The following is a 26503-nucleotide window of genomic DNA, read 5'->3' on the forward strand; positions in this document are numbered from 1 at the left end:
TTTGCGTAAGTCCTAAATAAAGAAAAATTTTAATGCTAGTTTCGCCCACTAGGGGCGAAAGCGCTTAGGGGGAGGAAGTAGGGTTTTAAACTAATATTATTTAGACGCTCTTCTACCAGACGCGCAAGGGACGTGGATTCGGTGGCGCAACCTAAAAAGAGAAGAGGCCGCGCTAGGAAGTCGTACAGAATACATACTGGATTCTGAATTCTGACTTCTAAATTCTTCTTATAAAACAAAATCCACCAAAACTTTAATGTTTAGGTGGATTTGTTAGTTATTATTAGTGGATCCGAGCAGAGTCGAACTGCTGTCCAAATTGGGTATTGACCCCCCGCTCATTCACAGGTTTAGCCTTTCTGACCCTCAAGGCGGGAATCGTTCATTATCCCGAACGTAGGATGCTCTGATTTAATCTTAGCTAGCAAGCCAACCAGAGAACGCTTACTAGAGCATCCGTTGGGGTTTGGTCTTCAGTCCTTAACGGAGTCAAACTAAAGACGCTCGAACCTGAAAGAGGTATTTAGGCAGCTACTAGAGCTTCCCGACGAGCAAATTTAACGATGTTATTCGCATTTACTTTTTTTTCGAGCCTTTGATTTCCGAGAGGAGACTCACTCTCGACCTGAATCACAGAGCAGCGTTCGCCAACCTGTCGAAACCGTGACGGACCCATGCGCTTCATATACCTAATTATAATACGCAATTTTGGAAATGTGTTGCTGACAATAATTTTTGGTTTATGCCAGTACTGCTGAGAAACACAGGGTATCTTTATATGAACTTGGCTCTAGACCATCAGTATAGTTGGCGCATAAGGTAATGTCGTATAGATAAAAGTCTCAAATACTAAAAATAGCCAATTGCTAATCTTAAAATAATTAGCAATTGACTATATATTACAACGCACTACAAATAAATAATTAGCTATACCCTAAGTTAGTGCTTCAGCACCACCAACAACTTCTAGGAGTTCTTGGGTAATTGCAGCTTGTCGGGCTTTGTTGTAAGACAGGGTGAGAGTATTAATCAATTCACCGGCATTTTCACTAGCATTACTCATGGCTGTCATCCGGGCTGCGAGTTCACTAGCCGCCGATTCTTGCAGCGCTCGCAATAGCTGGTTACTCAGATACAGGGGCAACAAAGAATCGAGAATCTGCACTGGATCTTGCTCGAAAATCATGTCAGGAGCCAACGCGCGGACTTGGCTAGCCACTTTTTCCCGTTCGACTTCAAATTTACCGCCACGGGTTGTCAAGCGGAAGATTTCGTCATCGCCTGCTTCTAGTCCTTGCGGATCGAGGGGCAGTAAGGTTTGGATCACAGGGCGGGAGCTAACCAAGGAAAGGAATCTGGTGTAGATTAATTCAATGCGGTCTACTTCTTCGGAAAGGAACAAGGAAAGTAGTTGGTCGGCAATCTGATTAGCTTCTGCTGCGGTGGGAATTTGCTCTAAGCCGCTATAGGTAGCATCAATGGGCTGATTGCGGCGTTGAAAGTACTGGGTAGCTTTGCGTCCGACTAACACAAATTGATAGTTTAAACCTTCTGCCTGGATTTCTTTGGCGCGGTTTTCTGCACGACGGATAACGTTATTATTGTAGCCGCCGCATAGACCGCGATCGCCTGAAATTACCAATAGCCCAACTGACTTAACTTCTCTTTTTTTCAAAAGTGGTAGGTTTGCTTCTTCAAAGCGCAAACGGCTTTGTAAACCATACAATACTTGTGCCAAGCGATCGGCAAAGGGGCGAGTCGCTAGCACTTGTTCTTGCGCCCGGCGTACTCTAGCCGCAGCTACAAGACGCATGGCTTCTGTGATTTTTTTGGTGTTTTTGACCGACTGAATGCGATCGCGTATTGCTTTTAGATTGGCCATATTCTTGAGTTAGGAGTTAGGAGCAGAGACGCGATTAATCGCGTCTGTACAGGAGTTAGGAGCAGAGACGCGATTAATCGCGTCTGTACAAGAGCTAGGAGTATTTCATTAACTTTTAACTCTTAACTCTTCACTCCTGACTTTAATTACGCTGCTGCTTTGAAGGTTTTCTTGTATTCGGTAAGTGCTTCCTTCAAGGCAGCTTCTTCTGCATCACCTAGTGCTTTGGAGGCTCTTACTCCTTCGGCATACTGGGTTTTACCAGTCTTTAAGTACTCCCGCAGACCTTGGGTAAAGGTGGTGACTTTATCTACGGGCACATCATCTAAATAACCATTAATACCAGCGTAAAGAATTGCTACTTGCTCGTATACCGAGAGTGGCGAATTTTGTGGCTGCTTGAGAAGTTCGCGTAACCGTTGACCCCGTGCCAACTGGTCTTGAGTGGCTTTATCTAAGTCAGAAGCAAATTGAGCGAAGGCTTGCAGATCGTCAAATTGGGCTAGTTCCAATTTAATCTTACCGGCAACTTTTTTCATTGCCTTGGTTTGAGCGGCAGAACCCACGCGGGATACTGAAATACCGGGGTTTACAGCCGGACGGATACCAGCGTTGAACAAGTCAGAAGATAGGAATATCTGACCATCGGTAATAGAAATTACGTTGGTGGGGATGTATGCTGATACGTCACCAGCTTGGGTTTCGATAATTGGTAGGGCGGTCATACTGCCTTTACCTAATTCATCACTCAGCTTGGCGGCTCTTTCTAGCAAGCGGGAGTGAATGTAGAATACATCTCCAGGGTAAGCTTCGCGTCCGGGTGGACGACGCAGCAGTAGTGACATTTGGCGATAAGCTTGGGCTTGCTTGGAGAGATCATCATAAATTACCAGGGTAGCTTTGCCTTTGTACATAAAGTACTCAGCAATAGTTGCGCCTGTGTAAGGAGCTAGGTATTGTAGTGTTGCTGGTTCACTGGCACTAGCTGCGACGACGATGGTGTAATCCATCGCGCCTTTTTCTTGCAATGTCTGCACCACGTTAGCTACGGTGGAAGCCTTTTGACCGATCGCAACGTATACACAAATTACATCTTCTTCTTTTTGGTTGATGATTGTGTCGATCGCGATCGCAGTTTTACCTGTTTGGCGATCGCCAATGATCAATTCCCGTTGACCACGACCGATGGGAATCATTGAGTCAATAGCTGTGATACCCGTTTGCATGGGTTCGTGTACAGACCGACGAGCAATGATACCTGGTGCTGGAGATTCAATCAAACGGCTATCTGAAGTCTTGATGTCTCCCTTACCATCAATGGGACGACCCAAAGCGTCTACAACTCGTCCAACTAAGGCTTCTCCTACGGGTACTTGGGCAATTCTACCAGTGGCGGTTACAGAACTACCTTCTTGAATTTCCAACCCTTCACCCATCAGCACCGCGCCCACGTTGTCTTCTTCTAAGTTCTGGGCGATGCCAATTGTGCCATCTTCAAATTCCAAAAGTTCCCCAGACATCGCCTTTTCCAGACCATAAATCCGGGCAATACCGTCACCTACTTGGAGGACGGTACCAACGTTAGCAACTTTGACCTCTTGATCGTATTGCTCGATTTGTTGTTGGATAATGCTGCTAATTTCGTCAGGTCTAATTGATATGCTCATGTGTCTATCTTGTTTGCTTTCGAGACGGAAAAATTCAATAGTTAGGAGTGATGAGTTAAGAGTGATGAGTTAAGAGCGATGAGTTAAAAAAGCAAAGGTTAAAAGTTAAAAGTCAAAATAAATTATTGTTTACTTAACTCTTAACTCCTAACTTCTAACTCCTAACTCCTAACTTCTAACTCCTAACTTTCTAGCTATTAGTTAAGCGCAATGAAAGGCGACGCAGCTGACCCCGGATACTGGCATCAATTACCTGCGAACCTACTTTAATGATCACACCACCAATTAACTCACTGTCTACCTTGGTTTCTAGTTCTACCTGGCGAGCATTACTGATGGCAATGACCTTTTGGATAATTGCCTGCTGTTGAGCTTCTGTGAGGGGAACTGCTGAAATTACTTCCGCTAACACGGTTTGATTCAGCTGCCGCAACAGCGCCAGATATTGTTGAAAAATAGATTCCAAGAATGCAATGCGGCGTTTGTCTACTAATATCAACAAAAAGTTGCGTAAGTAGGGGTTAGAGCCTTCACCAAGTATTTGTTTGATGAGAGCTTTTTTGTTCTCAGCCTGAATAAACGGGTTGCTGAAGAAGTTGTGTAGCTGTTTGTCTGCTCTGAGCAGTCCCAGGAAAGTCCGCGCATCTTCCCCGAATTCTTCTGTCAAATTTTTCGACTGCGCTATTGACAAAAGTGCCTGTGCGTAAGGTTGGGCTACTTCGGCTGCTGCTACCTGACTTGTCATACATTGCCTCCCAGTTGTGCGATGCTACGGTCTATTAAACTTTGTTGAGCATCGTCGGCAATCCCGCCTTTGAGTTGTGATTCGACTTTTTGCAATGCTAGTGTAGCAACTCGTTGCCGTAGTTGAGCGATCGCTCGATCAGTTTCGGTGTTTAAATCTGCTGCTGCTGTTTGTTTCAAGCGTTCTACGTCTTGCACTGCCTTCGCCAACAAGGCTTCTTTCGCTTTTTGGGCATTTTCTACGGCAGATTGGCGGATGCGTTCTGCTTCTGCTTGAGATTGCTTCAACTGCTCTTGCGCTTGGGAAAGGGCAGTCTTTGCCTCTTTTAAGCGCCCTTCTGCTTCCTGAATTGCGGTGGCAATATTGGATTGTCGCTCGTTCAGGATATTGCTTAAAACTTTACGTCCGAAGTAGAATAATATGCCAACCAGAATCGCTAGATTGATCAGATTGGTTTCAAAAATGTCTAGGTTTAGACCGAAACCACCTTCTCCTGCGCCTTCTGCTAATTCAGAGTGAACAGCGTTCGCTTCTGCGGCAAGTAATAAGAATGTCCCCATGATACCCATTTACAAGTGCGCTGCTCGCTTGCTAATACGTTGTATTTTTCCCAAGGGAAGGAAATTTAAGTATCTTTTCCCCGTAAGGAAATTAAGTATCTTTCCCCAGAAGGGAAAAAGTGCCTTTATTTGACACTTAAATTTTGCGCTCTGGACTAGGGCCCAGTTGCGCGTATGCTTTCACAGAGCCAGTCTAGTTAGCTTATCTAACTGGAGTTGGCCCCAATAGTTTTTCTAGAATCTGCCTACTTAGAGCATCAACTTGTTGCTCTAAGGTGCGAAAAGCTTCTTGCTTTTGTTGTTCTATTTCAACAGAAGCTTGTTCTCTTTGAGACTGAGCTTCTTTTTGGGCCTCGGCGATTTTCTCGGCAGTAATTTTCTTAGCTTCAAGTTGAGCTGCTTCTACGGTAGCTTGCGATTGTCTGCGAGCGTCTGCGAGTTGTTGCTCATATTCGGTAGCCAAGCGCTCGGCTTTAGCCAAGCTTTCTTTCGCCTCAAGGGTATTCGTTCGGATATAATTATCGCGATCGTCTAGCACCTTGGTCAGTGGCTTATAGAAAATTGCATTCAACAAAGCTGCCAATAGCAGGAATTGCAATGCCATGAAGGGCAAGGTAGCATCGAAATCAAACATTTGTCTCCTCTTTGGCTGGAGTAGCAGTTTTCATGGCTAGCAACATCATCCAACCTTTCATATTTTAGAGACCCATAGCCAACAAGGGTCAACTGAACATTATAACTATTGAGATACCCAAAACCTTTTGATTGTAGAGGCGTGATGATTCACGTCTCCACACTCGCAAAAATTTTCAGGTATTAGCCGAAAGGATTAGCAAACAGTAATACCAGGGCAATTACTAGACCATAGATAGTCAAGGATTCCATGAATGCCAAGGTTAATAGCAGAGTACCGCGAATTTTTCCTTCTGCTTCAGGTTGACGAGCAATACCTTCTACTGCTTGTCCAGCAGCGTTTCCTTGACCAATACCAGGGCCAATTGCAGCTAAACCAATCGCTAAAGCAGCAGCGAGAACTGAAGCAGCCTGAACTAATGGATCCATGTTGATTTTCCTTGCTTTGATTACAAAACTAACAAAAGTACGTTAACGATTAGAAACGTGGTTTTCACGCTGCACCGGGTTCTTTAAGATCGCGCTTTGCGATGTTTTGAGCGAACATGCTCTGGGAACTGTGCTATCAACTGAGAAGTTTAATGCTCCTCATGTTCATCTCCGCCATGTCCCTCCATTGCCTCATGAATGTATGCTCCGGCTAGGGTGGCAAAAACCAGGGCTTGAATGGCACTGGTAAATAAACCCAAGGCCATTACAGGCAGAGGTACAAATAGAGGAACTAGCAGCACCAGCACCGCTACTACCAATTCATCCGCCAAAATATTACCAAATAGCCGGAAGCTTAGGGAGAGGGGCTTGGTGAAATCTTCTAGAATTGCGATCGGCAACAAAACGGGTGTTGGCTCTATATATTTCTTAAAGTAGCCTAAACCCCGCTTGCTAAAACCCGCGTAAAAGTACGCTAAGGAAGTTAGCAGTGCCAATGCGACAGTCGTATTGATGTCATTGGTGGGAGCGGCCAATTCGCCCGAAGGTAGCCTGATGAGCTTCCAGGGAATTAGTGCGCCTGACCAGTTCGATACGAAAATAAACAAGAACAGTGTGCCAATAAATGGCACCCAAGGGCGGTATTCTTTCTCACCAAGTTGGTTTTTTGCCAAATCACGAATAAATTCTAAGGCATATTCCATCAAATTCTGGATACCCTTGGGAATTCTTTGTGCGTTGCGAGTAGCAGCTATTGAAGCCACTACTAGAATACTAATCACAAACCATGAGGTGAGAAAAACTTGCCCATGAATTTTAAGATTGCCCAACTGCCAGTAGAAATGATGACCTACTTCTAATGCGGCGAGGGGAAAAGAATTAAAGGCGTTTAAGACACTAAGCATTTGCATTCTTCAAGCATTTTCCCCAACGAGCGAGGATGGGATTATTGTCTTTGTGAGCCTGACTTTGTGAACTACCCCAACCTAAGACGGACGGGGCTTCCCAATTCATCGGGAACAGCCTCCAGAACTTTGTCGTTCTAGAAAGTCTGACATTCCCTCCAAGGGCAGGAGTCCTGGTTCCCAAGACCCAAATCTTTCTCTTGCGACACTTACCTATCCAGCTTGGTTTTCGCTTACGGCATTGGTGGTCAAGATAGCCCAAACCTTATCAGAAAATTTTGGCGCTGTCTTGCAAAGTTGCTCCTCTTGGGGAGACCCCTTGGCGCTAGCCTCTCCCTTTGGGAGAAGACCGCACTTTGCGCTTCGTCATACATCCAATATTTGTTTTGCTGACGCAAAAAAACAATACCGGATGCAATCCTCAGCCGCCGCTCATAATCCCCACCTTATGATTACATTGAAGGTGGGGAGTGCGATTCGTTAAGAATCAGGAATGAACGCAATTTGCACCATATATACGAGGAGCGTGGCTTTGTAAGTTAGAAATCCCAAAAAAATGGGCAGAATCTGTAGCTCACGCCATTGAGTTGCCACGATCATCACTCCAATAAACAGAGCAAAACGAGTTTTGCTCAGACTGGTTTTCTCACTACCGAGCTGCTCAACGTCTCTAGCCAACATTTTTAAGTAAACCACACCTGTACACGCCCCAATTAAATAATTTAGGGCAATGTTTAAGGAATAAAAAATCCACACAGAGATAAAAATAACCCCCGTCAAGACAAGCGTGATTACCAACAATCGCTGGAAGAGTTGATGGAACTCTTGCATGGAGTTACCTGATTCTGTGTCTCCAGAACCAGTTTTAGCATCTTGTTGCGTTGTCGGAGTGGGCGCAATTGATTCGTCTGACAAGCTCACGGGACTTGAAACCAGTACAGTTAAATATGATGACTGCACATTCAGTCAGATGAATCATATCACGATCCGGTAACAATACTTTAGGAAAAAACAATTAACTTCTTGTCAACATCAGGCAGTCAGTAAAATAGCGCTCACAGAAGCGAGAGAGCGGCTGATCGTGTGAGTGAGTGTTTGGGTGAATCATCAATATAATGTTGCCTGAAAATTCAAAATTTCTTCCAATTTCAGTTTTTTGAGTGAATAATTATCCTCCAAAGTTTGAAGTAAGTTGGTGTCAATAAAATCAACTGGTGCTTGAGGAGCGTATGAACGTACCGCAAATCAGAAATCGTAGAGTAGCGGCAAGTCATTAAAGATCGCACCACTGCTGAATTCCAGAAAGCTCCAACTTTTGGGATGTACAATACCCTATTTCTTAGGCACTTTCCTAATTTACATTAATTTGCCAAAAGTAGTGATGGGCGATCGCCCATCATAACGAGTATAAATTGCTTTTTGAAATTTCAGTATCAAAGATTAGCCTAAATTAAACAGGTGTCAATAAAATCAACTGCTGCTGAAGCAGCGTTCTTACCCCATCTAATCCCAGTTGCACATCTGCCAAAATTTCCGCAACTGTTGAATTAGCATCACACTTTTGCATAAATTCAAACTCTGGTACAGATAAATTAACAATTTGGTAGTCGTAATTAAAGAAACATTGGCTGGGAAATCCTTCAAGACAAGGATTAAGTTGGGGAATCGCTGCCAGTAAAGCGTTATCGTCTGACCAGTCGGACTTAATTAAGGGAGGACGACCAAGGAAAAACTCGTAATGAGTTACTTCTGGATCTAGTAATTCTATCAGGCGGTAAAGCTGGCGATCGCTCAAATCTTTTGCCCGTTCTACTAACTCTGGTGCTTTGCCTAAAAGTCTTTCCAAATCCCAGAAACTCGGATTCGAGAAACCAATAAACTCCAATCCTGAAGCATCTATTAATTCAAACAGCGTGTCAATGTTGTAGTCAATTTCTTGGGGATGTACGTACATATCCGCAAAGTTTTCATCTTTGTGATTTTCTAATGACCAACGCTGTTTATCGTATTTGACAATTCGGTTATTTTCTGGTAAAGAGGCAAATATTTGTCGTCCGACTTGGACACCATCGCGGTAGTCGCCTTTTTTGTCACCTTGAAGAAGTGCGATCGCTTTTTGCATGAGTTGAATTTCCCAGCGTCCTAACTCTCCATACACAAAAATGTGCATCAAGCCACCTGGGGCTAACTTTTTCGCCAAAGCTTGAATACCGCGAATTGGATCGGAGGTATGATGCAAAACACCAACACAGTTGATTAAATCAAACTCACCCGGTAACTGTTCCACATCAAACAAGCTGAGGTGATGAAATTCAACGCGGGTAGCCCCTGAACGCTGACAACGTTCTTTTGCTACAGCTAAAGCGCCAGTACTGAGATCAATTCCCACAACCGAAGCTTGAGGATTGAGGTGAACTAAGTACTCTGTACTTACACCAGTACCGCAACCTGCATCTAAAATCCGAATATCTTGCCTTTGGGGTTTTTGACCTGTGCAGAAGTTATGAGCGGCTAGCCAATTCCAGCGCCAGTTGTAGCCTGGGGGTGGTTCATCCAACAAAGCTTCTGGCGGAAAGGGGTAAGTATTGTAGAGTTTGGCAACAGCAGCACTAACAGTTTGGGAATCGGACATGATGAGGAATAACGCAGCATTACTGAGTTTAGCGGATAGTGGCTAATTAGAGCAAAGATTACTATTGCTTATTTCCTGCTATTTATCCAACAGCAAAGTCAGTAAATTGGCGTTTATAAGGAGCGTAAAATCCTAATACAATATCTTCTTTAGGTACACCAGCAGCAATTAATTCATTAGCGATACCAATTTCTGTACCATCTCTTTGTATCCAAATTTTTTGGTCTTTGATATCAACATGAATAATGACTCCATAAATTCTCCGTTGTTCTTTCCAGCCAATATTTAAGACTTGATAATGATGGCGTTCTGCGTCAAACAACAATTGAACCTCTGTCCCATTAGCCACATCATTTGCGGAATGGTTACTTAAAATTGCTTGAATAATTTGAGAGTAATTTATTCCTTCCATAAAACAATGTCCTGATTTAAGGAATTAAATATTAAAAGTTTAATTTGATATTCTTTTAAAGAATCTTGAATAAATTGACGTGAGAAAAAGTCTTGGTATGTATCTTGGCTAACAGCTAGATATAAAATGCGTTCTGGTTCTTCTTTTTTCAATGCTAGCCGATAATTCAGGGTTTGACCTAAAGCGAGATGAAATTCTGTTACTTCCGATGCACCTACAAAGGATTTAATTTCTACAGCTATTTTTTGACCTTGTTTTTGTGCTGCTAATAATCTTTCTGCTCCTAAATCCACAAAAAATTCAATATCATCAACTTTCAGATGGAGTGGATCATGGGTAATTATCCAACCATCTTTTTCTAAAGCAGTGCGAACAGATTGATGAAATATATCTTTAGAAGGCATAGGTATTGTAGAGTTTGGCAACAGCAGCGCTAACGGTTTGGGAGTCTGACATTTCAGAAGCAATATTGCAGCATTTCTGAGTTTAGCGAATGCTGGACACTTCAGGTAGACAAATAATTGCGTAGGCGCAGCCCGCACTTCGGCTGCGCTCAGTGACCGTCGTAGACATCGCTATCAGCCCATATATTTTAGTTAGGCAAGTTGTTTCAGTAAAAACACTCCTGCTTAAGTATTTATTATCTAATAAACTTAATTGTAATTTTGTAAAAAATTTACTTAGCTAGGAGTATTAAATGGCTGTAGGAATGCCAGAATTCGTTGAAAATCCAGAAAATCGTTGCCCTGTAATTCTGTTACTCGATACTTCTGGCTCTATGTCAGGTCAGCCAATCCAAGAGTTAAATCGAGGACTTGCTGCTTTCAAACAAGATGTACTAAAAGATTCCCAAGCATCGCTGAGTGTGGAAGTGGCAATAATTACATTTGGCCCTATAGTTAAACTCACGCAAGACTTTGTGACGATTGACCAATTTACACCGCCTACATTGGAAGTAGATGGTCGTACCCCAATGGGTGCGGCGATTGAGTATGCTTTGGATTTTCTAGAGAACCGGAAACAAACTTATAAAGACAACGGGATTCTCTATTATCGCCCTTGGGTGTTTTTGATTACAGACGGAGCGCCAAATGACTCCTGGGAATCAGCCGCGCAAAGATTGAGACAAGCAGAAGCACAAAGCCGACTGTCATTTTTTGCGGTTGGTGTAAAGGGTGCTGATATGAATATTCTCAAACAAATTTCCCCTCCTCAACGTCCACCAGTTAGGCTAGATGGCTTAGATTTTCGTGAGATGTTTGTCTGGCTTTCTGCTTCGATGAAACGGGTTTCTAGTGGCAAAGTGGGGCAAGCTGTAGCTTTACCGTCTATGGGATGGGGTCAAATTACCAGTTAGAGGAAATTTTGTGAATTGGAAAGCTGTTGCACGTTCTGCGATTGGAACGAGTCATCAAAAACAGGGGATAGGTTGTCAAGATTATGGGGATTATCGCATCTTTGATGATGTGATTGTAGGCGCTGTTGCTGATGGTGCTGGTAGTGCTAAACATTCTGATGTTGGTGCTAAGTTGGCGGTAGAAACGGTACTCAAATGCTTTTCTGAAATTAATGAATTTCCTCAGAAGCAAGATTCTCAACCGCTATCCAAAGAAGAAGCTCAGAAAGTATTTGCTGAGATTGTGAACAAAGTTATTACAGAATTACAGAAGCAAGCAGATGAAGGAGATTATGCTGTCAATGATTTAGCTTGTACGTTGTTGGTTTTCGTGGCAAATCCTGACTGCATTGCAGCTATGCAAATCGGAGATGGATTTATTGTAATGCGTTCCCAAGAGTCAGAATATCAACTGTTGTTTCAGCCAGATAAAGGTGAGTTCATCAATGAAACAACTTTTATCACCTCAACAAATGCACTAAAAGAAATGCAGGTAAAGGTCATTACCGAAAAACAAGAGTTTATTTCTGCTTCCACTGATGGATTAGAAAAAGTAGCAATTCGCTTGAGTGACTGGCAACCTTTCTCGCCTTTCTTTAAACCTTTGGAGGAATACTTGCACGAACCTGTTAATTCAGAGGATGAAGATAAATATCTGATGGAATTTCTCAACTCGGAACGGCTAAATTCTCGCACTGATGATGATAAAACCTTACTTTTGTGCTTGTTTGATAGAGAGTAAAATTCCATGACGCTTCTCATCTGTGGTAGTACTAGTGAATCAATTACTCTCTTGGGTGAACCGATAGCTAATAGTGGTGAAGGTAAGGTTTGGCGAACTAATCACAATGGTTACTTAGCAAAAATTTACCATTCGCCTACACTTGAACGGGTACAAAAGTTAGCGGTGATGATAGCGTACTCACCCACAGAGCCAAATTTCCACCTAAATCATATTTCTTTTGCTTGGCCTAAATCGTCGCTGAAAAATGCTCAAGGTGATTGTGTCGGCTTTCTGATGCCGGAAATTAAAGAAGCAAAAGAACTTATTAATGTATACAATTACCAAAAAAGAAAGGCTTTGAAACTTGATGTTGATTGGCGTTTTCTCCACACAACAGCGCTGAATATCGCCTCAATTATTGAAGCTATTCACATTTCTGGCTATGTTTTGGGTGACATCAAGCAGCAAAATATCCTTGTTAACGATCGCGCCTTACCTTCTATTATTGATACTGACTCCTTTCAGGTTCGCAATCCGGTAAATGGCAAGATTTATCGTTGTCCAGTTGGTTCACCAGATTATACACCACCGGAACTGATTGATAAAGATTTTTCTAGCATTGATCAAACGGAAGTACACGATCGCTTCCGGTTAGCAGTCATTATCTATCAGTTGTTGTTTGGTGGTCAAACTCCTTTTGCGGGAAAGTGGACAGGTACGGGGGACACTCCAGAAGCTAATGATCGTATCCGTCAGGGTTTATGGCTGTATGCACCAAACAGTTTGATGCAACCTGTAGAAAGGACAATTCCTCTTGAGATTATTCACCCAGAGGTTCAGCGATGTTTTCTCAGATGCTTTAACGATGGTTATAAAAATCCTAACTTGCGCCCAACTGCTGGGGATTGGGTAAAGGCGCTCAGACTTGCTGTTAATGAGTTAACTATCTGTGGAAAGGTAGACAGCCATTATTACAGCCAAACTTATGGTAAGTGTTATTGGTGCGATCGTTCTACAAAACTTGGTATTGATATATTTCCTGGCTTTGCTAGACCAAAACAACCAACAGCTGCAACTACAGCTACAACTACTTCAAATTCTGCCATGACCTTTTTGGTTAAGATAGTTGTTGGGATTGGATTATTTTTTTGTTTGGTTGGTGGTTGGTCTGCTATGCTTGTTTGGTTTGGTTTTGTTTTGCTTTTGTTTTGCATAAGTTGGGCTGAAGGTAAATAATCCTTATCAGAGCTTTGCAGACCGATTCTGGTTAGGTGATTGTTTAGTTCATCATCTAGAATCCTTAAATTTGTATTACTATGCTGATATTTTTACTAAATCTGAACCGACATAGTAATAAATAGCATTGGATATTTTAAATTCAGCCAAAGAATACTGGGAAAGTTGTGAAAATGCGCGATGCCCAGATCCCCGACTTCTCGAAGAAGTAGGGGATCTAATTTTTCACGAATAATTTAGGATTGCTATAATTTGGCAAGGTATTTTTGATAAAGTAGGTTGAAACCCATGAATCAAAACAATCTGTTGGCAATTTTAAGAGAAAATTGCTTGATGCATACTCAACAGCAAGTTACCGACTTTGAAAATGCTTTAGCTGAAATAGCTGATAATCCTGATGAGCAAAATTTATCTGCATATCATCTTGTTTTAGACGATCAATGTCAACAGCCAGAAGTGATGTTCAGTTTAATTCATTTTCTCGAATCTTTTGATATAGAAGAACAAATTGCGGCTTTTATTAAAGTTGTACCCCAATTAATGATCGATGCACCTGAATGGACAAGAATAATTCATGACAGGATTTTAAATGATGATTCAGCTTGCCAAGTTTATCAAAAATTTTTACACTCAGCTAATTTGAACACACCTCATTTTATCTATCATCTGCTTTAGCTTGATGATGGTATTGGTCATTCTTGTTCAGTACAGCCTGAATAAATACTGTATCTAAAAACAACCTTTCTTGATTCATTCTATTATTTCATCGTTATTTTTAGGGCATTCCATACAAATAGTGATTATGTTGACTTGACCAATCACTTGGTGCTTCAACTGTTCCTGTTAATGCCTCTAGTACATCCCAAGCGTTACCCTCAGAGTTGAACATTTCCGCAGCTTCCATTAAAGGAGATTCAATTTTAGGAGGGTAGGTTTCTTCTAAAGTAAATATTTTAGGGTTTCGTTCCTCAAAAAGCTTAATGAGATTATATAAAGCTTCTTCTTGATTCTCACCAAAACATTGATAGTCTGGTAAACCTAACAATGTTGCTTTCACTATGCCATCTGGTTCGGTTTCAATTAAGACATCATAATTGAACTTAGATGCTGTATTTTTAGGATAAGTTTGGATAGTTAAATTCATCATATTTTTCCCATTTAATCGTTATTTTAATTATAACTGCTGACATTATTGCGTAGTAAGGAATTTATTCCTCAAAGTATTTTTAGGTGCGTTAGCGGAAAGTACAGCAATATTTTTCAGGATTTAGTGCGTTACCCTATTATCTTTGGAACTGTAGCGATCGCACCAATGATTTACAACCAATCAGAGTTTAATTTACGCTGTGAATGGGGGCCACAAGGAGTTGCTCAACTCGCTTCCATCAGTGATGTAATTGTAATAGTTGACGTTCTCTCTTTTTCTACCTGCGTGGAAATTGCCACAAACAACGGCGCGATAATTTTTCCTTACGCATATAAAGATGAATCAGCCATAGATTATGCCAAATCAGTGCAAGCAGAGTTAGCAAGTCATAGACAACGTTGGACTACAACTGGATATTCTCTCTCCCCAAAATCGGTAACTCAGATTCCTGCTGGAACTAGACTAGTTTTACCTTCACCTAATGGTTCTTTTCTGACTTTACATACAGGGAATACACCAACTTTGGCTGGTTGCTTGCGAAATTGCCAAGCTGTAGCGCAGTTTGCTCAAAAGTATGGTGATAAAATCGCTGTCATTCCTGCCGGTGAAAGGTGGAAAGAAGATGATAGCCTCCGCCCTGCATTTGAAGATTTAATTGGTGCTGGGGCAATTCTCAGTTATTTAGATGGCAGTCTATCACCAGAAGCCGAAGTTGCTGTGACAACATTTCATGCTTTCCAGCAGGATTTACTGGGGTACTTGAAAAAATGCAGTTCTGGTAAAGAGTTAATAGAAAAAGGTTTTGAATCAGATGTTGAACTGTCCGCCGCCTACAACATTAGTGATTGCGTGCCTTTATTTACTGATAATGCTTATGTAAATTCCAGGCTACAGGCTTAAGAGACTTCCAAGAAATAAATTGTCCAATCTCGTGGGGTGGGCATCTTGCCCGCCTTTGACTATGGGCGGGCGAGACGCCCACCCCACAATAAAAAATATCCCAAAACTGACACAAAAATCCTCTCTCTGTGTTCTCTGCGTCTCTGTGGTTCGTTTATTTCTTAGAAATCCCTAATTAAACGTCGCACTGATTTGTTTGGCAAAATTTGGCATTATCTATAAAATCTTGCAATTTATTCAAGGGAATTATCTGCAATGATGAGCCACCCTGCACCTCAGCTGCAATGTAAGCAAACTTTTGTCCACGATAAAACTGGTCACGTCCAACTTTGGTGATATATCGGGACTTCTGGAAGTCATTGCCAATATTAGAATTATAAATATTTTGTAACAATTTCACTGCATTGGCATTTTTTGTGGTGAATTTGAGGCGTTTATCACCACTAACGGTTATGCCTTCTTTATTCACTATCCCATTTTCTTCGGTGACATCAGCATAAAAGTATAAATTTCCCTTTGTACCATCGTAGCCGTGGGCTTCGCTGTTATATCTCAGTGTTGGTAGTAAAGGTCTGGTCTTTGCCCACTTCACAACAGTACTGATATTTTGCTCAGGAAGCGCATTCACGGGAGTGACAAGCAAAATAACTGCGATCGCAGACAGTGTAACATTGAATAAATAGTTAAATTTACAACTTTTGCTCATAGTATTTTCCCTATATAGAATGCCGATAGCTAAAGCTTAATTCAACGATATTGAGGAATTATTTCCCGTCAGCATTATTTATGAATATCTAGCTCCCAGTAGCAAAAACAACTTAACATCGACCAATGACTACTGTCCACTGACATTGCCATAGGCAATTTGATTTCAACTAAAATTTTGTATAAGTTGTAATAATCGTAGGGTAAACACTGCTACAAACATCAAAATAGAGGCTTCCGGCATCAGTAGACCGTGCCTAGCCTATTGCTTAGTTACAAAACTTAGATTTTGTCTCAGCCAAAAAAGAGTATGTACTCCTAAGACTGGATGTATCTAAGCTACAGGTTCTACACAGTTCTTAATAAACCAGCTTTGAGAACGCAAAACGTTCTAATCTAAAAGCTAACCGGGTTAATTTACTGGCAGTTTTGCAGGCAGACTCTCAAGCTTATAAAGCACAGACACACCGATGTGTCAAGCCTCAAAGCGACCCAGACTTAACACATAAATGATTATGATGGGAGTTTTACAAATCCGATGAGTGTTAAGGCAAGTGGTGGAAGCTCAGTTGCGCGTCCGCAACTATATCAAACCCTAGCTGTAGCGACAATTACCCAAGCCGAGCAGCAAGACCGCTTTTTGGGAAGTGGTGAATTAAATGAACTGGCAAGCTATTTTGCATCTGGTGCCAAGCGTCTAGAAATTTCCCAGACGCTGACGGATAATGCCGAGATTATTGTATCTCGCGCTGCTAACCGGATTTTTGTCGGTGGTTCGCCAATGGCTTTTTTAGAAAAGCCCAGAGAAGTAGAAATAGTACCTGTTAGTGCTGGTGCTAATGTTCAGCAAGGGATGCAACTGGGAACTGTAACCTACGTTGAAAGTCGTGGTGGGTTCCTAGAAAATTTACGATCAATATTTAACTCATCCCCCAGTGGCCCGACACCTCCGGGTTTCAGACCAATTAACATTGCTAGATATGGCCCAAGCAACATGGCCAAGAGCTTGCGGGATTTATCCTGGTTCTTGCGCTACGCTACTTATGCGATCGTTGCTGGCGACCCCAACATCATAGCGGTGAACACACGGGGTTTGCGGGAAATCATTGAAAATGCCTGCTCTGGTGAAGCAACGCTGGTAGCTTTGCAAGAAATCAAAGCCGGGTCACTTTCCTTTTTCCGCAAAGATCCTGAGGCTACAGAGATTGTGTCTCAGTACATGGATGTTTTGCTAACAGAATTCAAAGCAGCCACACCTTCAAATAAAGTCCGCCAACGCCCCTCTAGCGACCAGCAAGGGTTGGAACTGCCACAAATTTACTTTAATGCGGCAGAACGGCGTCCCAAGTTTGTAATGAAAACTGGGTTGTCAAGTAGCGAAAAAAATGAGGTTATCAAAGCGACCTATCGACAAATCTTTGAGCGCGATATTACCCGCGCTTATAGCTTGTCGATATCTGACCTAGAATCCAAGGTAAAAAATGGCGACATCTCCGTGAAGGAATTTGTCCGTCGTCTAGCTAAATCTCCCCTTTACCAAAAACAGTTTTACCAGCCTTTTATTAACAGCCGAGTCATCGAACTAGCTTTCCGTCACATTTTGGGACGGGGCCCCAGTAGCCGCGAAGAAGTACAAAAATACTTCTCGATTATTTCTACCGGTGGTCTAGCAGCCTTAGTAGATGCCTTAGTAGATTCTGCTGAATACAGCGACTATTTTGGCGAAGAGACAGTACCCTACCTCCGGGGTCTGGGGCAAGAAGCACAAGAATGTCGCAACTGGGGGCCGCAGCAAGACCTGTTTAACTACAGTGCGCCTTTCCGCAAGATACCTCAGTTCATCACCACATTTGCTGCTTACGAACAACCACTACCAGACCAACATCCCTATGGTTCCGGTAATGACCCCTTGGAAATTCAATTTGGGGCGATTTTCCCGAAAGAAACTCGCAACCCCAGCACCCGTCCGGCTCCTTTTGGCAAGGATACCAAGCGCATCCTGATTCACCAAGGGGCAGGGATTAATAACCAAAATAGCAATCCCAATGCGCGGGGTGAAGCTCCTGGTACCCTTGGGCCCAAGGTGTTCAAGTTAGATCAACTGCCTGGTACTATTGGTAGAAAAGCTGCCAAAGGTTCTAGCGTCAGATTCTCTGAAAGTTCGACGCAAGCACTGATTAAAGCTGCTTACCTGCAAGTTTTCGGTCGCGATCTTTACGAAGGTCAGCGCCCGAAGGTATTGGAAATCAAGCTAGAAAACGGCGACATCTCTGTACGGGAGTTTATCCGTGCTTTGGCTAAGTCGGATGTATTCCGCAATCTGTACTGGTCATCGCTTTATGTTTGTAAAGCGATCGAATATATTCACCGCCGCTTGTTGGGTCGTCCTACTTATGGTCGTCAAGAAATCAATAAGTACTTTGACATCGCTGCTAAACAGGGCTTTTACGCGGTAGTTGATGCCATTATTAACAGCGTAGAATACACCGAAGCATTTGGTGAAGATACAATTCCTTACGAACGGTATCTGACTCCTGGTGGTGTATCAGGGCGACAATTGCGCGTTGGTAGTATTCGTGAAGATGTGGCGGCGAAAGTTCAGAAGGAAGTAACGCCGAGCTTTGTCACACTGGGTACTGTCACAGAAAATCGGTCAGAGCCAGATATTCAGTTCCGCATTAACCAAGGTGTCAGCAAGCAACGCGAACAAACCAAAATCTTTAAGTTGGTGGCGAATACCAGTGACAAAGTTGCTGTAAAAACTTTGATCAGCGCTGCCTATCGTCAGATTTTTGAACGGGATATTGCACCCTACATCGCCAAAAATGAATTTACGGCGTGGGAAAGCAAGCTGGGTAACCGCGAAATCACTGTGAAGGAGTTTATTGAAGGTTTGGGTTACTCTAACCTCTACCTGAAAGAGTTCTACACACCTTACCCCAACACCAAAGTGATTGAGTTGGGAACCAAACACTTCTTAGGACGTGCGCCACTAGACCAAGCAGAAATCCGTAAGTATAACCAGATTTTGGCTACTCAAGGTATTCGTGCCTTTATTGCTGCTTTGGTAAATAGTGTGGAATATAACGAGGTATTTGGTGAAGATACGGTGCCTTACCGTCGCTTCCCGACACTACCTGCGGCAAACTTCCCGAATACAGAAAAGCTGTACAACCAGCTTACCAAGCAAAACGATGACGTAGTTGTACCGAGCTTTAAGCCAGTGCAAGCCCGCGTCGGGGCTAGCGATACGCCGCTTTTGACACAGGCGATCGCAGATATAGCAGCACAAACAAATGGTAAGCCCTCATTTGCTGAACTGGGTCGTTCCTACAACGATGGGAACGGACAATCAGTGGAAGTGGCTGTGCGTAAACATGCACGGATTTACCGTCTAACTGAAACCACAAACCAAGCCGAAAGACAACAGGCAATCAACGCCATTTACCGTCAAATATTGGATGTATTTAGCGGTGAAGTGCCTGATAATTTCCGCCGTACTGACTTAGAGGGCAAACTCCAAAATGGTGAAATTTCCGTCCGGGAGTTTGTACGTCAACTAGCTAGTTCCGAAATCTATCGCCAGCGCTTCTTATCACCTTATCCTCATGCCAAGGTGATTGAGTTCCTCTTCCGTCACCTGTTGGGGCGTACACCCGCAGATCAGGAAGAAATTCGCCAGTATAACAATCTGCTAGCTGATAGTGGTTTGTCGGCTGCTGTAGAAGCAATAATCGAGAGCCAAGAGTATAGCCGCTACTTCGGTGAAGATGTTGTGCCTTACAACCGCTTTTCAATAGGGAGTAGGGAATAGGGAGTAGGGAATAGGGAATAGGGTACAGATTATTAACTGTCCCTAGTCCCCTGTCCCCAGTCCCCTGTCCTTTTCGTAACCTTTCGTAATATTGCTCTCAGATTAGAGCTAAAACCCGAAATTCTGAAAAACAATATTACAAAGTATTAAGAGCAGTAATAAATGCTCAACAGAATGCCGGAAAATGTTTTGCGAAGGTTAACTGAGTTTAAAAGCTTGTGTACTTGTGTTGACTCAAGAAAACTCGTAATTTATTAGCCGTAACAGTTATTAAACTGTTGTATCTAAAAGAACGAGAAAACAAACTCAGTGAACCAAATTAAAGTCACACCAGTTTAATCAAATCCTGGTTTCATTCGTATTTGGAGGAATCCATTAATGAGTATCGTCACGAAAGCTATCGTGAATGCTGATGCAGAAGCTCGCTACCTCAGCCCTGGTGAATTGGATCGGATCAAATCTTTTGTTGCTACTGGTGAGCGCCGTGTGCGGATTGCTCAAGTTTTGACAGAAAATCGTGAACGCCTGGTTAAGCAAGCTGGCGATCAACTGTTCCAAAAGCGCCCTGATGTTGTGTCTCCTGGTGGTAACGCTTACGGTCAAGAATTGACTGCTACTTGTCTGCGTGACCTAGATTATTACCTCCGCCTCGTTACCTACGGTATCGTTGCTGGTGATGTTACCCCCATCGAAGAAATTGGTGTTATCGGTGCGCGTGAACTGTATAAGTCCTTGGGAACCCCTATCGATGGTGTTGCTGAAGGTATCCGTGGGCTGAAGAATGTAGCTACTACATTGCTGTCTGGTGATGATGCTGCTGAAGCTGGTACTTACTTCGACTACTTAGTTGGTGCCCTGCTATAGGGTGATGCTGTTTCTCTGCCGAAACACAAGTATTGCAATACGGTTGGAAATAAGGAATTAACAACATGGCTCAAGACGCAATTACTGCTGTAATTAACTCCGCAGACGTTCAAGGTAAATACTTAGACGCTTCTGCTTTACAAAAGCTAAAAGGCTACTTCGCTACTGGCGAACTGCGGGTACGTGCTGCTAGCACCATCAGCGCTAACGCTGCTGCGATCGTTAAAGAAGCTGTAGCAAAATCTTTGCTATACTCTGACATCACCCGTCCCGGCGGCAACATGTATACCACCCGCCGCTATGCTGCTTGCATCCGTGACTTGGACTACTACCTCCGCTATGCCACCTACGCTATGTTAGCTGGCGATCCTTCCATTTTGGATGAGCGTGTATTAAATGGCTTGAAGGAAACCTACAACTCTTTAGGAGTTCCCGTTGGTGCTACCGTGCAAGCTATCCAAGCAATCAAAGAAGTAACCGCTAGTTTGGTTGGTTCTGATGCTGGTAAGGAAATGGGTGTTTACTTAGACTATATCTCTTCTGGCTTAAGCTAAGAACTAGTTTGCGCTTAAGAATTTAGGTGCGACTTTATTAAGGTCTGGAAATCAGCCGTGAGTGCTAGAACGTTATATTGCTTATCTTGGTAAATTATCACTGATGAGTGTTGGTGGTCTAGTATTGATGTTTGATTTCCAGCCTTTGAATGATTAAAAGATTTGCACTCAAGATTTTGAGATAAAAAAAGTTTTCACAAATTTTACAGGAGATTTTCAAAACATGGCCCGTTTTTTTAAAATTACTGCTCTAGTTCCTAGCCAAACCAGAATTCGTACCCAACGCGAACTGCAAAATACCTACTTTACTAAGCTAGTTCCTTATGAAAACTGGTTCCGTGAACAGCAACGTATTCAAAAAGCAGGCGGCACAATCATCAAGGTTGAACTAGCAACTGGCAAACAAGGTGTTAATGCTGGGTTGTCGTAAGGGAACTCCAAAAAATAAATTATTCCACATTAAAGTCGTTGAGTGTTGACTGTTGACTGAAAACTCGTGAACCGTCAACGGTCAACAGTGAACAATAGCAATGGAATATTTTTTTACTTGGAAGTCCCTAATTGCTGTAGATAAAACATTATTTTAGAGAATTGGTTAAGAGGTCAGCAAAGACCTCTTTTTTGTTGCTTGTATTTCTGAAAGTTAAAAGTTGAACATTTCTACAACAATACGCTTGGGTTAAGGATAATTGTAGGTTGGGTTGCAATACTGCTCGGTTAAGGAAAGAAAGTAGGCTGAAACCCTTGAACTATCGTTGTCTATAATGCCCAAAAGAGGCTTAACCGAGCAGTATTGGGTTGGGTTGAACTTTAGTGTTAAGCTAAAAAACATCTAATTTGCATAACCCTTATTAAATATAACTCTTGTGGGGTGGGCATCCTGCCCGCCCAGTATATGCAATTTTATTTGTGGAACAGCTTACCCAACAAATGCCCGAAAATGTTGGGTTTCGTTCCTCAACCCAACCTACGCAAATTTATTTTTCTGGCTTACAGCAGATTGCGCTCTAATCGAATACACGTAGAGACGAAGAAAAGCTACGTCTCTACAAGGTTTTGGGTTTTATACATGTACTTCATTTACCTGAAATCTGCTGTAACCCAAGCGTATTGATTTCTACAAGGCGATAACTTTGAGTATAAAGCAATACGCTTGGTTTAAGCCGAAAACTCTTTGTCAAAGTCAATTTGAGTCTTAAACCCGGTTATTCATCTGCCAGCGATGCACTTAGCATAGCGGAAGTGTCGGACAAAATTCATTCTGTTAGCGGATAGCTAAGGTTTAGCCCATTCTGGTTCCTGACTCCTGAATTCTGTTCGATAAATGGAATAAGTGAAAATACGGTTGTAATAACAAGATTTGTAGCATTAAATGTGAATAATTTTCCCCATTTTTTTAACTTTAATAAAACATTTGAAGATTTGACTACAGAAAATTTTGTCATTTAAATAACCCTTTTAAGAAATTAGTTATCGAGTCTTGGGCAAATTACAAAGCAAAATTAAGGCAGCAAGAAGAGGCTTCCATGTACGGATTAGTGAACAAGGCGATTCAAGATATGGTGTGCAGTCGCTTTGGCGAAGAGACTTGGAAAAAAATTAAGCACACAGCAGAGGTGGATGAAGATGTTTTCCTCAGTATGGAAGGCTATCCCGATGACATCACCCACAAGCTGGTAAAAGCTGCTAGTGTCGTTCTGAGTTTACCTGCCTCACAGATTATGCAAGCTTTTGGAGAATTTTGGGTTCAGTACACAGCCCAAGAAGGCTATGGCGAAATGATGGATATGAGTGGAGATACACTACCTGAGTTTTTAGAAAACCTTGATAATCTTCATGCTCATGTGGGAGTTAGCTTTCCTAAACTCCAACCCCCATCATTTGAGTGTAGTGATATAGAGGAAAATTCTCTGAGCTTACATTATCGCTCTAATAGAGAAGGGTTAACACCAATGATTCTTGGACTAGTTAAGGGATTAGGAAGCAAGTTTGATACAGAAGTTTATATTACCCAAACCCAGAGTCGAGATGAGGGTGCTGAACATGATGAATTTTTAGTGATTTATAAACCAAATTGAATGCAGTAGCATGGCTCCTCCTCACCTTACACTTTCGCCAGAGTTGCTGACGAAAGCTTTTCCTTTCCATTTTGCCTTTAACCGTAATCGGGAAATTGTACAAGCTGGTGATGTTTTAAGGCGCATTTGTCCTGAACCGCTAGTTGGTAAATTGATTGAGCAGCATTTCCAGATTAATCGTCCAAAAATTTTGGTCGATTTTGATGTTATTACTAAACAGTCCCGCGCTTTATTTATATTAGAGTTTATCCACAATGGAATGCAGCTTAAGGGTCAGATGATGTATCAACCAGAGCAGGAGGTAATATTTTTTTTAGGTTCTCCCTGGATTACAGATACAACTAACCTGGCTCCTCTGGGTATCAAACTCAAAGACTTTGCAATTCACGACCCAATTGTTGATTTTCTGTTTCTACTGCAAGCTCAAAATACTGCTTTGGCTGATGCCAAAAAGTTAACAAGTGAACTGAAACAGCAAAGAGAACAACTACAGAGTGCGCTACAAATGAAGGAGAATTTAGCTGAAGCTGAGGCTCAATCCAAAAAATTGGAAAAATCCCTTCGTGACCTACAACAAACTCAAGCCCAATTAGTCCAGGCTGAGAAAATGTCTAGTCTGGGGCAGTTAGTTGCAGGAATTGCTCACGAAATTAACAATCCTGTTAATTTTATTTACGGGAATTTGAAATATGCCAAGGATTATACACAGTGTTTGCTGAATCTTGTGCATCTTTACCAGCAATTGTATACCAATCCTGGATCAGAAATTCAAGAATACATTAAGGAAATTGACTTAGATTTTTTACTAAATGATTTGCCCAAAATCCTAAGTTCGATGGAAGTAGGAGCCGAACGGATTTCTGGAATTGTCTTGTCCCTACGGAATTTCTCTCGTCTTGATGAAGCGGAGAAGAAAAGTGTTAATATTCACCAGGGATTGGATAGTACTTTGCTGATTTTACAGAGTCGCTTCAAGAATAGTGTTGATTATCCTGCTATCAAAGTAGTGAAAAACTATGGAAATTTACCTTTAGTAGATTGCTACCCTGGTCAACTCAATCAAGTATTCATGAATATTATCAGTAATGCAATCGATGCGCTCGATGACCATAATAGTAAAGGCGCGATCGCAGAAATTCATGCCCATTCTAATACAATTACAATTACTACAGAAGTCATCGAAACGAAGTGTGTGATCCGAATTGCTGATAATGGTTCAGGAATGACACAAGCAGTTAAAGAACGACTGTTTGATCCATTTTTCACAACTAAGCCTGTAGGTAAGGGTACAGGATTGGGTTTATCAATTAGCTATCAGATTGTAGTTGAAAAACATGGCGGAACACTAAGATGTGTATCAGAACCTGGGCAAGGAACTGAGTTTTGGATTGAAATTCCCCTATCGATGAACAAACAAGCAAATCATTGTGTGCAATCATTAAGTTTAATTAAATAAATACTTTTAGTCAATTTTCGAGCGATCGCTCTTAACTATCCCATACGATTCGGATCAGATAAGTTGCCTATCAATAACGCTTATAGAGACGTTGCAATGCAACGTTTGTACACACCATAAAATCCCGCCCATAACCCAATACAGTTCAGTTAAGCCCAAAAACCTTGGTAAAGACGCGAAATTTCGCGTCTCTACAGGTCTAAAATTAGTACCAAAAATCCTTAACTGAACCGTATTGGCCCATAACCTTAACCGAACCGTATTGCTTAATTATCCCATTGAGGAATTTCCAATACTTAATTTAAATCCAGTTATTTCTAAATATAAGTATAAAAAACAACTCTAAAATTACTGAATTTGGATACATTCGGCGGGTATAGCCAACGCAATTTGTCAGAAACATTGATCGAGTGGTGTATTGAAGTTGACAACTTTAAGATTTATGGTTGTAAAGCCTACTTATAAGTTATAAGTTATGATTTATGAGTTTTATTTTTAACTCCTAATTCCTAACTTTTTACCTGTACTGATCGTGAATCTACGCCGCCTGATTCCAATTTTTGATAGTTCAGTCTCCAACTGGGCATTAGAAGCGCGGCTGTTGCGCTGGTTAACGTTGATTTGGCTGTTCGTCGGCTTGATTATGCTATTCTCAGCATCCTATCCTGTCGCTGATGGCAATCATAATGATGGGTTGTATTACTTTAAGCGTCAACTGCTTTGGGTCTTAGTTTCCTTAATCGGATTCAATATTATTGTTAATTTACCGTTGCAGAAAATTTTGGGGCTATCCCATTGGTTTTTATTACTGTTTTTGACGTTAATTTTCATTACACTGATCCCAGGATTGGGAAAAAAGGCTTTTGACGCAGCGCGTTGGATTGCGATCGGGCCTATTCCGATTCAACCCTCAGAATTAATTAAGCCTTTTTTGGTGCTGCAAAGTGCGCGGCTTTTTGGTCAGTGGGAACGAATCAATTGGCGGGTTCGCTTGGCTTGGTTGGGTATTTTCGGTCTGGTACTTTTAGGAATTCTTGCTCAACCTAACTTGAGTACAACAGCACTTTGCGGTATGACTATTTGGCTAATTGCTTTAGCAGCCGGCTTACCTTACAAATACTTGGGAGGGACAGCAGTTGGTGGAGTGATGTTGGCACTACTCAGTATTAGTATCAAAGAGTATCAACGTAAGCGGGTAATGTCATTCCTGAATCCGTGGGCAGATGCAACAGGAGATGGCTACCAGTTGGTGCAAAGTCTACTAGCTGTGGGTTCTGGTAAAACTTGGGGAGCGGGATTTGGGCTTTCTCAACAAAAGCTGTTTTATTTACCAATTCAGGATACTGATTTTATTTTTGCGGTGTTCGCCGAAGAGTTTGGCTTTGTTGGCAGTATGGTATTACTGGCACTTTTAGCAACATTTGCCACTCTGGGATTAATTGTGGCACTAAAGGCTAAAAATATAGTACATCGATTGGTAGCGATCGGCGTGACGATTTTGCTGGTAGGACAATCATTGCTTCATATTGGTGTTGCTACAGGTTCTCTACCAACTACTGGCTTACCTTTGCCCATGTTTAGTTATGGTGGTAATTCCATGATTGCTAGCTTAATAGCTGCTGGGTTGCTGATTCGGGTAGCACGCGAGAGTAGCGAAGCTGAGGTAGTACCGTTGCGAAAACCCTTGTTGGAAAATGGCCGCAGACGCCGGGGATTTCAAAAAAATAGGAATTGAGCTAACAAAAGTTTTTTGCAGGAATAAAA

General features: G+C 42.1%; 25 protein-coding genes and 1 other RNA gene. 12 read left to right on the forward strand and 14 right to left on the reverse strand.

Annotated elements, in window-relative coordinates:
• Window positions 1–284 precede the first annotated feature (284 nt).
• From ssrA to D1367_RS15855, 12 genes are all read right to left on the reverse strand, one after another.
• Window positions 285–674: a transfer-messenger RNA gene (gene ssrA, locus D1367_RS15800) on the reverse strand.
• 260 nt (window positions 675–934) lie between these two features.
• On the reverse strand, window positions 935–1882 hold the full coding sequence (locus D1367_RS15805; protein ID WP_118167291.1) for a F0F1 ATP synthase subunit gamma: 948 nt from the start codon (window positions 1880–1882) through the stop codon (window positions 935–937).
• A gap of 146 nt (window positions 1883–2028) precedes the next feature.
• A complete protein-coding gene (atpA, locus tag D1367_RS15810; protein WP_118167292.1) occupies window positions 2029–3549 on the reverse strand; it encodes a F0F1 ATP synthase subunit alpha in 1521 nt (506 codons plus the stop codon).
• 190 nt (window positions 3550–3739) lie between these two features.
• Window positions 3740–4294 (reverse strand): ATP synthase F1 subunit delta, encoded by a 555-nt coding sequence (gene atpH, locus D1367_RS15815; RefSeq protein WP_012411165.1) that lies wholly within the window; start codon window positions 4292–4294, stop codon window positions 3740–3742.
• Window positions 4291–4863: a F0F1 ATP synthase subunit B gene (locus tag D1367_RS15820; RefSeq protein WP_118167293.1), complete on the reverse strand. Its 573-nt coding sequence runs from the start codon at window positions 4861–4863 to the stop codon at window positions 4291–4293. The genes atpH and D1367_RS15820 overlap by 4 nt, the downstream gene beginning before the upstream one ends.
• A gap of 193 nt (window positions 4864–5056) precedes the next feature.
• A complete protein-coding gene (locus D1367_RS15825) occupies window positions 5057–5488 on the reverse strand; it encodes a F0F1 ATP synthase subunit B' (RefSeq protein WP_118167294.1) in 432 nt (143 codons plus the stop codon).
• Window positions 5489–5670: 182 nt separating this feature from the next.
• Window positions 5671–5916 (reverse strand): ATP synthase F0 subunit C, encoded by a 246-nt coding sequence (gene atpE, locus D1367_RS15830; RefSeq protein WP_012411162.1) that lies wholly within the window; start codon window positions 5914–5916, stop codon window positions 5671–5673.
• 149 nt (window positions 5917–6065) lie between these two features.
• The gene (atpB, locus tag D1367_RS15835) at window positions 6066–6827 is read right to left on the reverse strand and encodes a F0F1 ATP synthase subunit A (protein ID WP_181984851.1); all 762 of its coding nucleotides are present in this window, start codon (window positions 6825–6827) and stop codon (window positions 6066–6068) included.
• A 474-nt stretch (window positions 6828–7301) separates the two neighbouring features.
• Entirely contained in the window at window positions 7302–7742 is a 441-nt protein-coding gene (locus D1367_RS15840) for an ATP synthase subunit I (protein WP_118167295.1), read from the reverse strand.
• A gap of 529 nt (window positions 7743–8271) precedes the next feature.
• Window positions 8272–9453 (reverse strand): class I SAM-dependent methyltransferase, encoded by a 1182-nt coding sequence (locus D1367_RS15845; protein ID WP_118167296.1) that lies wholly within the window; start codon window positions 9451–9453, stop codon window positions 8272–8274.
• An 82-nt stretch (window positions 9454–9535) separates the two neighbouring features.
• Window positions 9536–9865: a XisI protein gene (locus D1367_RS15850; RefSeq protein WP_118167297.1), complete on the reverse strand. Its 330-nt coding sequence runs from the start codon at window positions 9863–9865 to the stop codon at window positions 9536–9538.
• Window positions 9853–10269, reverse strand: a complete 417-nt coding sequence (locus tag D1367_RS15855; protein WP_118167298.1) for a XisH family protein — start codon at window positions 10267–10269, stop codon at window positions 9853–9855. Before D1367_RS15855 ends, D1367_RS15850 begins: the two co-directional genes overlap by 13 nt.
• A gap of 293 nt (window positions 10270–10562) precedes the next feature.
• On the opposite strand from D1367_RS15855, the gene D1367_RS15860 reads away from it, so the two are divergent.
• The 4 genes from D1367_RS15860 to D1367_RS15875 all read left to right on the forward strand — a co-directional run bounded on the left by D1367_RS15860 (window position 10563) and on the right by D1367_RS15875 (window position 13896).
• Window positions 10563–11222, forward strand: coding sequence for a vWA domain-containing protein (locus tag D1367_RS15860; protein WP_118167299.1), 660 nt, complete (start codon window positions 10563–10565; stop codon window positions 11220–11222).
• Between the two features lie 10 nt (window positions 11223–11232).
• The gene (locus D1367_RS15865) at window positions 11233–12003 is read left to right on the forward strand and encodes a PP2C family serine/threonine-protein phosphatase (protein ID WP_118167300.1); all 771 of its coding nucleotides are present in this window, start codon (window positions 11233–11235) and stop codon (window positions 12001–12003) included.
• A 6-nt stretch (window positions 12004–12009) separates the two neighbouring features.
• On the forward strand, window positions 12010–13221 hold the full coding sequence (locus D1367_RS15870; RefSeq protein ID WP_228674854.1) for a helix-hairpin-helix domain-containing protein: 1212 nt from the start codon (window positions 12010–12012) through the stop codon (window positions 13219–13221).
• A gap of 288 nt (window positions 13222–13509) precedes the next feature.
• The gene (locus D1367_RS15875) at window positions 13510–13896 is read left to right on the forward strand and encodes an Imm30 family immunity protein (protein WP_118167301.1); all 387 of its coding nucleotides are present in this window, start codon (window positions 13510–13512) and stop codon (window positions 13894–13896) included.
• Between the two features lie 100 nt (window positions 13897–13996).
• Here the strand turns inward: D1367_RS15875 and D1367_RS15885 are convergent, their stop codons facing one another.
• Complete coding sequence (locus D1367_RS15885; protein WP_147337374.1) at window positions 13997–14368, reverse strand: hypothetical protein; 372 nt, start codon at window positions 14366–14368, stop codon at window positions 13997–13999.
• A gap of 123 nt (window positions 14369–14491) precedes the next feature.
• Between D1367_RS15885 and D1367_RS15890 the strand changes: the two genes are divergently transcribed.
• Window positions 14492–15268: a 2-phosphosulfolactate phosphatase gene (locus D1367_RS15890; protein WP_228674853.1), complete on the forward strand. Its 777-nt coding sequence runs from the start codon at window positions 14492–14494 to the stop codon at window positions 15266–15268.
• 175 nt (window positions 15269–15443) lie between these two features.
• On the opposite strand, the gene D1367_RS15895 is transcribed toward D1367_RS15890, so the two are convergent.
• Window positions 15444–15974, reverse strand: coding sequence for a hypothetical protein (locus D1367_RS15895; RefSeq protein ID WP_118167303.1), 531 nt, complete (start codon window positions 15972–15974; stop codon window positions 15444–15446).
• Between the two features lie 537 nt (window positions 15975–16511).
• Here D1367_RS15895 and D1367_RS15900 point away from each other — a divergent pair.
• From D1367_RS15900 to D1367_RS15930, 7 genes are all read left to right on the forward strand, one after another.
• A complete protein-coding gene (locus D1367_RS15900) occupies window positions 16512–19787 on the forward strand; it encodes a phycobilisome rod-core linker polypeptide (protein WP_118167304.1) in 3276 nt (1091 codons plus the stop codon).
• 378 nt (window positions 19788–20165) lie between these two features.
• Entirely contained in the window at window positions 20166–20651 is a 486-nt protein-coding gene (gene apcA, locus D1367_RS15905) for an allophycocyanin subunit alpha (protein ID WP_109007264.1), read from the forward strand.
• Window positions 20652–20716: 65 nt separating this feature from the next.
• Window positions 20717–21205 (forward strand): allophycocyanin subunit beta, encoded by a 489-nt coding sequence (gene apcB, locus D1367_RS15910; protein ID WP_094349822.1) that lies wholly within the window; start codon window positions 20717–20719, stop codon window positions 21203–21205.
• Between the two features lie 223 nt (window positions 21206–21428).
• Entirely contained in the window at window positions 21429–21635 is a 207-nt protein-coding gene (locus D1367_RS15915) for a phycobilisome linker polypeptide (RefSeq protein WP_118167305.1), read from the forward strand.
• A 1096-nt stretch (window positions 21636–22731) separates the two neighbouring features.
• The gene (locus tag D1367_RS15920) at window positions 22732–23283 is read left to right on the forward strand and encodes a heme NO-binding domain-containing protein (RefSeq protein ID WP_118167306.1); all 552 of its coding nucleotides are present in this window, start codon (window positions 22732–22734) and stop codon (window positions 23281–23283) included.
• A gap of 10 nt (window positions 23284–23293) precedes the next feature.
• Window positions 23294–24739, forward strand: coding sequence for a sensor histidine kinase (locus tag D1367_RS15925; RefSeq protein WP_118167307.1), 1446 nt, complete (start codon window positions 23294–23296; stop codon window positions 24737–24739).
• A 532-nt stretch (window positions 24740–25271) separates the two neighbouring features.
• On the forward strand, window positions 25272–26474 hold the full coding sequence (locus D1367_RS15930) for an FtsW/RodA/SpoVE family cell cycle protein (RefSeq protein ID WP_118167308.1): 1203 nt from the start codon (window positions 25272–25274) through the stop codon (window positions 26472–26474).
• Window positions 26475–26503 lie beyond the last annotated feature (29 nt).

This window comes from Nostoc sphaeroides, assembly GCF_003443655.1.
Taxonomy (GTDB): Bacteria; Cyanobacteriota; Cyanobacteriia; order Cyanobacteriales; family Nostocaceae; genus Nostoc; species Nostoc sphaeroides.